This window comes from Marinobacter sp. SBS5 (assembly GCF_048285575.1).
Lineage (GTDB): Bacteria > Pseudomonadota > Gammaproteobacteria > Pseudomonadales > Oleiphilaceae > Marinobacter.
In genome coordinates this window covers 1,127,642-1,141,271 of sequence record NZ_JBLWAZ010000001.1, presented here as the reverse complement: position 1 = coordinate 1,141,271, position 13,630 = coordinate 1,127,642, and the positions used below count along the sequence as shown (strand labels likewise).

At 52.9% G+C, this 13,630-nt stretch carries 7 protein-coding genes; 2 read left to right on the top strand and 5 right to left on the bottom strand.

What is annotated here, in order from left to right; all coding sequences use genetic code 11:
- Positions 1-215 precede the first annotated feature (215 nt).
- A complete protein-coding gene (locus tag ACNQ6O_RS05365; RefSeq protein WP_417539833.1) occupies positions 216-374 on the top strand; it encodes a hypothetical protein in 159 nt (52 codons plus the stop codon).
- A gap of 34 nt (positions 375-408) precedes the next feature.
- On the opposite strand, the gene ACNQ6O_RS05360 is transcribed toward ACNQ6O_RS05365, so the two are convergent.
- The 3 genes from ACNQ6O_RS05360 to ACNQ6O_RS05350 all read right to left on the bottom strand — a co-directional run bounded on the left by ACNQ6O_RS05360 (position 409) and on the right by ACNQ6O_RS05350 (position 5,323).
- On the bottom strand, positions 409-639 hold the full coding sequence (locus ACNQ6O_RS05360) for a hypothetical protein (RefSeq protein ID WP_418052195.1): 231 nt from the start codon (positions 637-639) through the stop codon (positions 409-411).
- Between the two features lie 117 nt (positions 640-756).
- Entirely contained in the window at positions 757-3,336 is a 2,580-nt protein-coding gene (locus ACNQ6O_RS05355; RefSeq protein ID WP_417539835.1) for a penicillin acylase family protein, read from the bottom strand.
- Between the two features lie 103 nt (positions 3,337-3,439).
- Entirely contained in the window at positions 3,440-5,323 is a 1,884-nt protein-coding gene (locus tag ACNQ6O_RS05350; protein WP_417539836.1) for a monovalent cation:proton antiporter-2 (CPA2) family protein, read from the bottom strand.
- Positions 5,324-5,590: 267 nt separating this feature from the next.
- On the opposite strand from ACNQ6O_RS05350, the gene ACNQ6O_RS05345 reads away from it, so the two are divergent.
- Positions 5,591-6,529 (top strand): diguanylate cyclase, encoded by a 939-nt coding sequence (locus ACNQ6O_RS05345; protein WP_417522311.1) that lies wholly within the window; start codon positions 5,591-5,593, stop codon positions 6,527-6,529.
- 38 nt (positions 6,530-6,567) lie between these two features.
- Here ACNQ6O_RS05345 and ACNQ6O_RS05340 read toward each other — a convergent pair whose 3' ends face one another.
- Entirely contained in the window at positions 6,568-9,624 is a 3,057-nt protein-coding gene (locus tag ACNQ6O_RS05340) for an EAL domain-containing protein (RefSeq protein WP_418052194.1), read from the bottom strand.
- A gap of 15 nt (positions 9,625-9,639) precedes the next feature.
- On the bottom strand, positions 9,640-13,630 hold a 3,991-nt coding region (locus ACNQ6O_RS05335), incomplete at its 5' end, for a beta strand repeat-containing protein (protein ID WP_418052193.1).

The following is a 13,630-nucleotide window of genomic DNA, read 5'->3' as shown; positions in this document are numbered from 1 at the left end:
TTTAGTGTCTTTAAGAGTAAAAACGCCTACCCACGTCTGTCCCGCCAAGCGGCGAAACTTTTCTGCATATCCATATATGAGGTGAATTATTCCAGACATAGCCTCTTGAGGCAACGCACACTCCCGTGTAACAAGCAGGCCGTTTGCGTGTCTATAAGGTAACGGCAACAACAAAGCTTTCGTTGCTAGTACCCAGTATGAAAAGGGGAACAACCATGAACAAGTTCACACTGATTCTCGCAGCTGCTTTACTCGCACTGTCGGTAAACTCAGCGCTAGCCATGGACGGATACGCGGATCGTGTCAATGAAGCGAAAACTTACCCCAACAAGACCACAGAAATGATGGTCGATGTACGAAGCACAAGACGGTAATAACTCATGTTTAGCCGTCAGCGGTGGGTAACCCTCACCGCCCTCTTTCTTGCTGCGCAATATCAGCAGCGGTTAACCCTTCCTTCTTCGCCTTCAAATACCTCATTTCGTATTTTCGCAGCGATATCGGGTCGATCCAGGCCACGATGGTCCACGGCAAAGCGACCGTTAAGAACGCCGCCATGCTGATCTCTAGCGTTGCCATGGGAAACTGCCAGAACCAGGGATCGTTATAAAACCCATCCCCAAAACCTAGGATATTCATAATCGCTCCAAGCAATATGAACCGATAGACTGAATAGAACTTTGGGAACGGTTTACAGCCGCTCCCAAAGATCTTAGTCAGCCCGGCTTGCCATATATAGCAGGCCGGGCTTTCTAACTATGGTTTAGCAGTCGTGAATGGTGCTTGAAGCATCATCGTCTTCTGGGCCGGATCAGCGCTAATATCTTCGTCCGTGTATGGGAACCGAACCCATTGTTTCTCAGAATAGGATTCAGTCATGTCCCGATAATAGGGCGAAGCCGGATCTGTGGATTGTGAATAGGTAATAAACCCCTCGGCCAACGGTGTGCCGTCCTCTCGCCACGATACCGTTTGGATATAGCTATTTCCGTAAGTCACCGGGTATCCTTCGCCATCAGCCAGTCCCACACCTTTGGTAGCCGCAATAGTAAAGGCACCTTCAAAACTCTCCCCCCCAAATACAGGGATCCGGTCGCCCTCATGGATACCAGAGTACTGAACATCCCTCAGCTTGGCATCAAACGACACGCCTGAGCCTTCGATTGCCTTAACTGCATCTTCGAATGCCTTCATTGATGCCGGATTCGCAGGGTTGAACTGATAGGGGGTATTAACTGGATCAGTCGAAAGGAAGGGCACGGCCCATTTCGAACCTGTATCAACCGGCAAAACGTTAATCCGACGCCAAAACTCTCTCCATATATGCCCACCAGTGGAGTCGAGATTGTATCGCCCGTCCCATTCTTTGAGCGCTTTACACGCTTCAACCCTCGTCTCATCCGGAAGGCCACTGCCTGCAGCAGCTTCCGAGCTACAGTACGATGAAAGCACAGTCTCCCGGGCTAAACGCTCAGACATGACCGCGCTATTTAACACAATGTCCTGAAGGTTGTTCATATCGAAACCGGTGGTTCCACCCCTTCCATCTGAACCGTCCAGACGTTCCTCAACCTGCTTAATACACAATCGCGTGCGCAGGGTTCGAGCCGTCTCTTCATCGCCGATGATGCTCGCATACCCGGTAAGTGGCGCTTCGGGATTCGTAAGCCAATAACTGTCGTTACAGTTGTGCACCCAGTCGTCGCGAACGAGACTCGGCAAGTTCTCAGGGCCAAACACCCCTTCAGCAGGCGCATCAGAGTCGGTGCCCCAGGCACAGTCCGGTCGGCTGCCATCCAGAACCGGCAATCCCGGCGCCAACAGAGCGAAAGCCGGAGAGATGGAAGAAGAGCAATTCAGAGCCTGCTGGTCGGTTACATGGGGAACCACAGTAAGATCGCCATAGTAGGCGGGTTGTCCCGGCCCTGTTGCGATGGTATTAACCCATGGAACACCCAGAACACTAGCGTGCAAGTCCACAAACTCATCAAAACTGCTCGCCTGATTCCAGCGGAAGAACTGATTCAGCATCCGATTGTTTTCCGCATTGGCGTCCCGAAGGGTGTAGGCCTTCGATGGCGTCCACGATAGTACTGGAACACCAGATACTTCATATTCCAACATCGGCCCATATTGCGAGTGGTAAAGCGTTCGGGTTTCCTCTGTGATTGATTCATCGGGCTGCAAAATCTCCACAGTGATGTCTGTCGACGTCATGTCCACAAACTCACCGTCGTGCAAGTATTGAGTGGAGTCTGCCGGGTTGAGCGTTAGCTCATAAAAAGTAAATCGGTAGGCGGTTGAAACCGTATGGCTCCAGGCGAAATGCTCGTTGAAACCGATCAGCACTGCAGGCAACCCGTACAAAGCGGCCCCCATGATTTCCGCCTTGTCTCCGACTTTTAGGTGAGCGAGATATAAGCGCTCAGTCTTCTCCCAAGGGAAATGCGGGTTTCCAAATAGCAGTGAACCGCCATCACGAGTCGCGCCCTCAGAAAACGCATACATGTTGCTGCCAATTGGAAGTTCCCGGGACATCGGGAATTGGAGTGACCCTGAATGAGTTTCAATAATCTTTTCGACATCGGCTTCAGTCAGGTCAGACACACTGGGAGCACCGGGAGCTGGAGGTTGTGCGTTAGCAATACCTTCAACAAACACAGACGAGCTTGCGAGGATTGCAAGCCGGAAGTACCGACGGAACATATCATCGAGGGTAATCGGGAGTAGCCAATCAGTGCTGCGGCAATCATCGTGGCGCCCCGGATGTTCGCCTACTCGAATTTCCTCGAGGTAGCGGTTGTACCCATCCACAAACCCCTGCGAGGCTTCAAGTACTTCAGGGTCACTTTCATTTTTAAGCGATTCGAGCGCTTCCTCAGAGATAACCGACCGCCAGAAGAAATCCGCATCAACGTTACTCGTCTCGGCGCCATTAGACGGTATTGTGTAACTTCCGTCCCCTCCGAGATACCTGGCTCGCAAGCCTCTAACCGTCAGCGTGTCCTCGGCTAGCAGACACAGATTGTCTTCAGCTTGCACATAGCCGTATCCATAGCCCATGCTCGCAAAATCCGCGGCTTCGATATGTGGGATGCCGTATGAGGTGCGGGTGATTTTCGCGCTGTAACCGTCGGTTTCCGGGGGGGCATCGTCTGGTGGCGTTTCGTCCTTTGGCGGAGTTTCATTTTTTGGAGGCGTTTCAACTTTGGGGGGGGCTTCAACTCCGTTTGACGAGCTGTCAGAGCTTTCTTTTCCAGAGCCGCCGCCTGAACTCAAACAGCCGGTCATTCCACCGATCACGACCGCTAGAAGTAAATGCCTAGCCTGAATCATCTTATGGGTTCTCTTTGTTGTGGTTGTTTTTATTTGTTTTTACGAGCCGTTCGCCACTCGCGCGATTATCCTATAACCCCGAACAAGTCTCCGCAACGGCATACTAATTATTAGGTGGCGTCCAAATTGGCACATCTTCGGGCTTAGGCTCTTCCCACTCTCGATCCATCGCAGTATTCAACGCACCCTCCAGCTTCATGAACAGCTCGCCATACCGCGGACTGAAATGAATACCCTCTTCAATTTCCTTCCAGGCCTCGAACAACTCATCTTCATGGGCCCGCTCATTATCGACGAACGTCCACGTCATCTGTCTTGCCCGTAGCGGGTGTACGCCCATGGCGGTGAGCGCATGGCTACCAAGTTCGAGCGCTGAATAATAAGTTTCACTAACGACATCATCTGCACCAGCAGCCCGCAATTGGTAGCCATGGCCGCGATCGAATGCCCGGGCCAACACCCAAACACCGGGAAAGAACTTCTTCACATGCTCCACCATCGTGACCGTGCGCTCACGGTCATCAATCGCTACCACCAGCAAGCGCGCTTTAGCGATGCCGGATTTTTCCAATAAATCGGGGCGACTGGCATCCCCAAAGAAGCTCTTAATATTGATCTGACGAACGTTTTCAATCTGTTCTAGCTCGTGATCAAGCACTACGATGGGGACATTATTGGCCCGCAGCAAACGGCACACGATTTGGCCAAAACGCCCCACTCCAGCAACAATAACCGGAGCTTCTTCATCAATCGCATCGGCTTCCCGCTCATCACTTTTGGCTCGCCGGTAACGTGGCAATACGATGTAGTCGTACACGATGAACAAAAGAGGGGTCAGGAACATGGAAAGCGCAACAACCAGCGACAGGATCTGAGATGTTTCCAACGGAATCACATGGCTTTGCACACTATAGGTGAGCAGAACAAAACCAAATTCACCCGCTTGCGCCAACCCCAGAGTAAACAACCAGCCGTTGCTGCTGCGAATCCCGAATAACTGCGCAAGAAACAATAGAACTAACGCTTTGCCTGCCATGACCGCAAACCCAAGCGATAGCACCGTACCCCATTCCGCCGCCAACACCTCAAAGTTGATGCCGGCGCCAACGGTGATAAAGAACAAACCCAGCAACAACCCCTTGAAAGGCTCAATGTTAGCTTCCAGCTCGTGTCGAAACTCACTGTTGGCCAACACAACGCCAGCGAGAAAAGCACCCAAGGCGGGCGACAAGTTCACCAGACTCATGAGTGCGGCGATGCCAATCACCAACATCAGGGCTGTTGCCGTAAATACCTCGCGCAATCCGGACTGCACCACATAACGAAACAAGGGCCGGCTCAGGTAATAACCGCCGACAATAACAACCGCAACAGCCCCCACAACAACCAATGCATGCCCCCAACCTGGCAGATGCTCGACCAGGCTGAGGCCCGATTCAGCATGGGATGATGAACTTGCGCCACCTCGGAGCTGGGGCAACGCCAGCAGTGGAATCAGTGCCAGCATCGGAATAACCGCTATGTCCTGAAACAACAAGACCGAAAATGTATTTCGCCCACCCTCGGTCTTCGACAACCCCTTTTCATCCAGGGTTTGCAGCACAATCGCCGTCGACGACAGCGCAAAAATCAGCCCAATAGTCAGCGCAGTCTGCCAGACAACGCCCAGCCACCACGCCACAGCCATACCCGCAGCAGCCGTCAGAGCCACCTGCAAACCGCCAAGCCCCAGCAACCGAACCTTCATCGCCCAAAGCGCTTTCGGGTCGATTTCCATCCCGATCAGGAACAGCATCATCACTACACCGAACTCGGCAAAGTGCTGAATCGTTGTAGTTTCTTGGCCAACGAGCCCCAGAACAGGCCCTATCACAACCCCTGCCACCAAGTAGCCGAGAACCGAGCCCAACCCAAGACGTTTTGCCAAGGGCACTGCAATCACAGCAGCTAATAGATAAATAAATGCCTGAATAAAATAGGAGGTCATTAGTTGAGCGCTACCACATTAGGGTTTTGAAATACGGTTAAACCTTCCGGCTTCCATGAAATCTAGCACAATCATCCACGCAAATGCCCGATAGACCAGTGCCTTACAGGCCTCTTTCCCCGGGGCGTGCGCGCCCATAACAGAAAGTTATTAGATCATTCTGAGCTCAGTCTCTGCCTGATAAGAAATGAATAGGATTTCACACAATCCACATATATACTTGTTAAGTACATATTTTAAGGTTCCGCAACCGGAATACAGCTGCCTATGACAGCCAACAACAATAGCGCTCCGCTCACCACGACCTCCGACAACCTATTGCCGTTCATCGAGTCGTTGCCAGACGCGGTTGTTATCGTTGACCAAAACCATAAGATCATGCTGGTTAATGCACTCGCTGGCAGCATGTTTGGATATGCCGTTGACGAGCTTAAAGGTTCAGATCTAAGCACGATCATTCCAATGCCACTTCGTAATGCCCACCGCAAGCATGTTAATGGTTACTTCAAAAAACCGGTTCTGCGGCCTATGGGCGAAGAGAAACGATTTTCGGGCGTTCGCTCCAACGGGCAAGAAGTTCCGGTTGATATCATGATCAACATCATCGTTCTGGACGGTGCGAAAGTTGCGATGGCCTTGGTCAGGGACGTCACCTACCAGCGGGAGTTGGAAGCGCGGCTGACGTTAGAGTCTTTAACCGACGAAATGACTGGTTGCTACAACAGGAAACACTTCAAAACCCAGCTGAATGCTCAGCTTTCGGGATACGTTCGCTGGGGGCTGCCCACTTCCGTCATCATGTTCGATTTTGATCACTTCAAAAAAATTAATGATCAATATGGCCATGCTGCGGGCGATTTAGTGCTGACACGCACCACCAAAATGATTCAGCAAGAACTGCGGCCGCTGGATGTTGGGTGCCGTATTGGCGGAGAAGAGTTCGCGATCATCCTTCCCAACACACTCCTGAAAGATGCCGAGACACTGGCCGAACGCATGCGCAAACTCATTGAGCAAACGGAGTTCAAACTCGACGATGTCAGCTTTAGGGCTACCGCCACTATGGGGGTAGCTTCGTTTTTACCAAGCGACAAATCCTACGATTCTCTAATGAAAAGAGCGGATAACGTCCTGTACATGGGTAAAGCCGCAGGGCGTAACTGTACAGTTTCCCAAGACGCTTTGCCCCACGAAACCACAGGTTAACGGTAGCGTCCCCTTACAGTCACCGAAAACCTGAATGCTCAATTCCACCGTTTTAAGGGAAATTCATTCACTACGCCGATCATCCCCAAACCGTCTTCAAGCCCCTGCGCCTCCATTGCTTTGCTACCACGACTGCGATCGCCCAAAACCATACGCCGGATAGTTTCAGGATGCGCCAACAACTCATTCATCTGCTCTTTCGGCAAGGGGCGACTGGTTAAATACCCCTGAACTTCATCACATTGAAGATCTTGCAAGAAACGCAGCTGTTCTTCTGTTTCCACACCTTCTGCCACTACCCGCAGCCCCAGAGCCTGACTCATGGCTATGGTTGCACTGACGATTGCGGCATCGCTTGAATCTTCCATCAATCCGGCGACGAATGACCGATCTATTTTTACGATGCTGATAGGGAACCGCTTTAGATAGATCAGTGAAGAGTAGCCGGTACCAAAATCATCAAGATAAATATCCATACCGGCCGAGCTGAGTTTTTCCAAAATGCTCGTTGCCGAGTCCATGCAATCCATAACGGCTGTTTCTGTTATTTCAATCTGAAGCGCCTTGGCGGGTATCCCAAACTCATCCACCACCTTTATGATGTGATCAGCCAAATCCGGGTTTCTGAACTCGGACGGTGAAAGGTTCACGGCAACAGGCATCGTGCCATAACCGGCCTCTTGCCAAAAACTGATTTGCCGACACACCGAACGGATAACCCAGCGGTCAATCTTTTCAATCAAGCCCGTTTGTTCTGCAAGCGGAATAAAGTCATTCGGCAGTACCATTCCCCATTGTGGATGCTGCCAGCGCACAAGCGCCTCCAGGCTACTCACGGCTCCAGTGATCAAGTTGATCTTGGGCTGGTAGTGGACAACAAATTCGTCACGCTCCAGGGCCCGGTACAGTGCTGCTTCCAACTCAATCTGCTTTCTCGCCCGCTGGTTAATTTCTTCGGAAAAGAAGTGAAAACTGTTGTCACCACGCGTTATTGCGCCCTCACGCATAGCACTACCGGCGTTTCTTATTAACGTTTCGGCATCCTCGCCATCGCGCGGGTACAAGCTAACCCCAACATTGAGGTTTAAATAGATTTCATTACTTTCAACGTCGATTGGAGCCTTAAATAACGAAAAAATTCGCTGCAGAATATTCGTAACAATTTCCGGCTGCTCGAGATCCGTGAGTACGATCGAAACACCGTTATCGCCCATGCGTGACACGCTAAACAGCAGCCCATCCTGCTCACAAAAAGCCACGGTATCGGTGAGTCGTAGCGTTTGCTTTAAACGCCCCACGATCTCCCTAGCCAGTTTTTCTCTGGCGGCAAAGCCCAGCGTATCCTCAACACGCTGCAGGGTTTCAACACTCATTAACAGCACCGCAATTTGGGACCCATCACGCTGCGTCCGGCTAATACCTTGCTCAATACGGTCCAGAAGTAAGGCACTGCTCGAATGATAACGCTCGTTTTCGGTATTGAGCTTTTCGACCGGACCAGGAGTGTCCGTCTTCTCTTCAGCCTTCAAGGGTTGTTCATTGATGAGTAACGCCAACGCCTCATCGGCCACATCTTCAGCAGCCAGACCTTCATCCATCGTGCCAGACCAGCAAATCACGCGATTTCGCCCGTTCTCTTTGGCTGCATACAGGCCTTTATCCGCCCTCGCCAGCAGATCACTGGCACTCGCTGCTCCGTCTTTTAAAGCCGAAACTCCAAAACTTGACGTAATTTGCAGTTCGCTGTGGATATGAGACTTTTCTGCCCGGTGAATACCTAAGCGCATTCGTTCGGCAATAACCGCAGCCGCTTTAATGTCGGTGTCCGGTAATACAACCACAAATTCTTCACCACCGAGTCGCCCCACCAGATCGCCAGAGCGGGAGCACTCGGAAAGAATTTGGGTAACCAGCTTTATCGTTTCATCCCCCACCGCATGGCCATACTGATCGTTCACGGATTTAAAGTGGTCAATATCGACCATCACGCAGCAGAGTTCCCCGCCCTGTGCTTGGGCTTCTTGGAACAGCAGGTCCATGTTTTGCGTTAGCGCACGCCGGTTCAACACACCCGTTAACGGGTCACGCGAGGCCAACCAATGCAATTCCTTATTCTGCTTCGAGATCTCGCTTTGGCTACTTTTTAGTTTATCCAAGGCGCGGTTTAGCGCCTCATTCTTTGCTTCAACTTCCGTGATGTCATCGAAGGTGATCAGAACCCCACGAATTTTCCCCTCGGTTGCTGTAATGGGTGACGCATTAACGGTCAGAATGCGAACCTCGCCCAAGCCATTTTTGAGCTTCAATGTTGCACTGCGTGTTTTCGCGTGGCCGGCTAATACATCAAGCCAAGGCTGCTGCAAACTGGCATTTTCCTTACCATGCTTTTCCCACCCGAACCCGCCAATATCCTTGCCTAGAAGCTCTTTAGGCTTTAGTCCCATTTTCATTGCAAATGCCAGGTTCGAAAAAACAACAAACCCCTTTTGATCCACGATCAGCAGCCCCTCAGACAGCGTGTCCAGAGCCTTGCTTACCCGTTCAGGAATGACGGCATCCGGGTTTAACTCGCGCAGCGCCCGTTTTAAGAACAACAGATAAACCAGAAACCCGCCTAAAGAAATAAATAAGAGAATGCCAAGAAATGAACTTCCAAGAGAGAATGTGCCACTATTTCCGGCCAAGCCGGTGAACGTCAGCTCAACACTGCCCCAGCGGGACTGACCATTGAACAGTGGCACCAGAACCTCTTTCGCTGTAGATTTGTCACCGGCCTGTAAGGTCCAGTATTGCTCGTGGCCACCGAACTCGGATACCAGTTCGTTATTGCTTTTACGCACAGCCACAGAGGTAATAATGTCGTTCCGCTCAACCACCGATTGCAGTATCTGATCAATACTTTGCAATCGTTTATGAGTGATTTCATTCGACAACTGCACCGCCAAAGACTCAGCCACAAACTTTCTGGACTGAAGCTCTGCGTGTCTCGTATCTGGTATTAAGCCAAGCAGATCGGCGATGAGCAGCATTGAAACGGTTAGCAGCGTCAGGCTGAAACTCACTCGAACCAAAGGCGACAGAAAGAATCTTTTCATTGGTTTTGTTCCGCCTTAACGGTCGGACTCCTCATCAGCAAAGATCTCTTCAACGTTGCGACCTTCGTCATTTGCTTCATCGTCTTGGTCCTTTTTCTGATCTTTTTTATCGCCGGAACCAAGGATGGGCATGGGGTCTAGTTGTCGCCACAAAGGCGTTATCGACATAAAACCGGCCATTAATGACCCGGCGCGCAGCACCCAACTGATGAACCCTACTGAAAGCCCCATCGTCGCCCCAACCATCGCTTCCGTCCTGAACTTCGCATGCTTGGCCTCCTCCTCCGCAACCCTATCAAGGTCTCGCTTCATGTCATCCAGCCCTCCCGAAAAGGAGGCGTTGTTAAGGGGCGAAATCAACTCTACAGCGCCCATCCCCTCAAACTGGAGGGGCGTGAGGTGCAGGTTCAACAGGTCAAGGGATTTTGGAGGAGGCACTTCATGCGGGTCATTATCATAGTCATACTTATCGGTCATAACATAGACCTCAGTCAACGATTCAGCGAGCACCGCATCGTCGATTGGCGACAAGTATTGAATACCGGACGGTGTGATTTCCGATTGATCCTCAACCGGCACGGACTCTGCTTCTGCGACAACCGTGGGTACCGGTTTTGCTGCCAGCTCGGGTTCTTGCTCAGGTTCTGGATCTCGCTCTTGTTCAGACTCTGGCAAAGGCTCGAGCATCGCCTGATAAGCAACAGGTGCGGTTGCGACGGACGCCACCCTTTCCACGGAGCCAGCTCCGTCAATATAGCTAGCTTCCACGGTCATGACTTTGCCCACTTCTTCCTGCGTGAGCGTATACGCAGTACCCGCGCCCACCGTCACCCCATCGGCTTTCCAAATGTAGGTAATCTCTCCCATGCCATCGGCATCCGCGAGGTTGCTACTGACCGTGAGCGTCTGGCCTGGGGTTGGCGTACCTGTTAACGATACAGAACCAATAGGAGCGTCATTAACCGGCGTAACCGTCAGTGCCGCGGAGCTGGCTTGAGCGGTTGTACCGTCAGTCACTTCAAAGTTGAAGCTTACCTCTCCGTTCCAGTTTGCAGCCGGGGTGAAAGTCCAGGTGCCATCGTTGTTGTCAACGAGTGCTCCGCTACCTGTGCTGACCCCCAGACCCGTGACGACCAAGATATCGCCATCAATGTCGCTGCTATTCGCCAATAGCTCATTCTGAGTGATCACTCGAGCGCCACTGTCTTCTGCAATTGCGGTCAAGGTGACCGGTGTAGTAACGGGTGCATCGTTGACATTAGCCAGCGTGATGCTGATGACTTGCTCGGTGGTGCCGCCCTCATCGTCCGTGACCGTCACCGTAAACTGGTCGGTGCCGTACCAGTTAGCATCGGTAGGCGTGAAGGTCCAAGCCCCGGTCTCGGCATCAATCGCCGCGATACCATTCGCAGATTGAGCGGTCACCGTGAAGTACGTGCCGTCCGTCAAACCATCCGCATCGGTGGCATTCAGATCACCAGACACGGCATCGCCTTCGTTGCCGGAATAGCTCACGTCGCCGGTGATCACCGCGGCATCGTCCATATTGGCTAAGGTGATACTAATGACCTGCTCGGTGGTGCCACCCTCATCATCGGTGACCGTCACCGTAAATTGATCCGTGCCGAACCAGTTGGCATCTGTGGGAACAAAACTCCAGGCACCAGTCTCAACATCAATCGTCGCCGTGCCGTTCGTGGCTGGAGACGTCACCGTGAAGTAGGTGCCGTCCGTCAAACCATCAATATCGGAAGCATTCAGATCACCAGACACGGCATCGCCTTCGTTGCCGGAATAGCTCACGTCGCCGGTGATCACCGCGGCATCATCGACGTTCGCGAGGGTGATACTGATGACCTGTTCGGTGGTGCCGCCCTCATCATCGGTGACCAACACGGTAAACTGATCCGAACCAAACCAATCCGGATCATTAGGTGCGAATTTCCAAGTGCCGGTCGCAGGATCAATCTTCGCTTGTCCATGGGTAGGTTGAGCACTCACCGTAAAATACGTGCCGTCAGTCAGGCCTTCAACATCGGTGGCATTGAGATCACCAATCACCGTATCGCCTTCATCACCAATGAAACTGGTGTTGCCAGTAATCAGCGCTTTATCGTCTTTACCTGTGATAGTGACTGAGACCACTTGGGTCGAACCGTCAGCACTGGTCGCCGTGAAACTGTCGGTCAGTGTTTCCCCTTCGCTCAAAGCTTGGACGGTGGCATTCGTGTTATCCAGGTTGTACGTCCAGTTGCCAGCACTGTCTAGATCGACCGTGCCGTAACCATTGGTAGAAGCTGCGGAAGACTGCGCCACAAACACCGCTTCACCGCTATCGGCATCGCTGATGGTCAGCGCTCCGCTATCGGACACGATACCGTCTTCACTGACGGCGGCCGTGGTATCACCACCAATCACTGCCGCATCGTTGGTACCGGCAATGGTGATGGTCTGAGTTTGGGTGGAACCGTCATCACTGGTGAAGGTAATGGTGTCGGTGAGCGTGTCACCAGCCGCCAGAGCTTGTACCGCGGCGTTGGTGTTATCGAGTGCGTAGGTCCAGTTGCCGCTGCCATCTACGGTGACTGTGCCGTAAGTCGCGCTGCTGCTGGCCAAGGTGCCTTCGCCAGTATCCGGATCGGTGATAACAACTGTGCCGTTGGCGGTATTGTTGCCGGCATCGTCTTCGGTCACCGAAGTATCCGCGGCGGTCACGCTGATCGTGGCTGCATCATTCGCACCGGTGATGGTGATGTCTTGGGTTTGGGTAGAACCGTCATCACTGGTGAAGGTGATGGTGTCGGTCAGCGTGTCACCAGCGGCCAGGGCTTGCACTGCGGCGTTGGTGTTATCGAGTGCGTAGGTCCAGTTGCCGCTGCCATCTACGGTGACTGTGCCGTAAGTCGCGCTGCTGCTGGCCAAGGTGCCTTCGCCAGTATCCAGATCGGTGACCGTCACCGTGCCGTTGGCGGTGTTGTTGCCGGCATCGTCTTCCGTCACCTCGGTATCGGCGGCGGTCACAGTGATGTTGGTCGCGTCATCCTTGCCCGTGATGGTGACGGTAACCACTTGGGTCGAGCCATCAGCACTGGTAGCGGTGAAGCTGTCGCTCAAGGTTTGCCCTTCAGCCAGCGCTTGTACCGTCGCGTTGCTGTTGTCCAGGTTGTACGTCCAGTTGCCAGCACTGTCTAGATCGACCGTGCCGTAGCCATTGGTAGACGCTGCGGAAGACTGCGCCAAAAACACCGCTTCACCGCTATCGGCATCGCTGATGGTCAGCGCTCCGCTATCGGACAGGATACCGTCTTCACTGACAGCAGCCGTGGTATCACCACCAATCACTGCCGCATCGTTGGTGCCGGTGATGGTAATAGTTTGGGTTTGGGTAGAACCGTCATCACTGGTGAAGGTGATGGTGTCGGTCAGCGTGTCACCAGCGGCCAACGCTTGTACCGCGGGGGCGCTGTTATTCAGCGCGTAGGTCCAGTTGCCGCTGCCATCTACGGTGACTGTGCCGTAAGTCGCGGTGCTGCCGGCCAAGGTGCCTTCGCCAGTATCCGGATCGGTGATAACAACTGTGCCGTTCGCGGTATTGTTGCCGGCATCGTCTTCGGTCACCGAAGTATCCGCGGCGGTCACGCTGATCGTGGCTGCATCATTCGCACCGGTGATGGTGATGTCTTGGGTTTGCGTGGTGCCGTCATCACTGGTGAAGGTGATGGTATCAGTCAGCGTGTCGCCAGTCGCCAAGGCTTGCACCGCGGGGTTGGTGTTATCGAGTGCGTAGGTCCAGTTGCCGCTGCCATCCACGGTGACCGTACCATACGTTGCAGTGCTGCTAGCTAGCGCGCCCTCGCCGGTATCCGGATCGGTGACAGTCACCGTGCCATTGGCGGTATTGTTGTCGGCATCGTCTTCGGTCACCGAGGTATCGGTAGCAGTCACGCTGATCGTGGCCGCATCGTTGGTGCCGGTAATGGTGATCGCTTGGGTTTGCGTGGTGCCG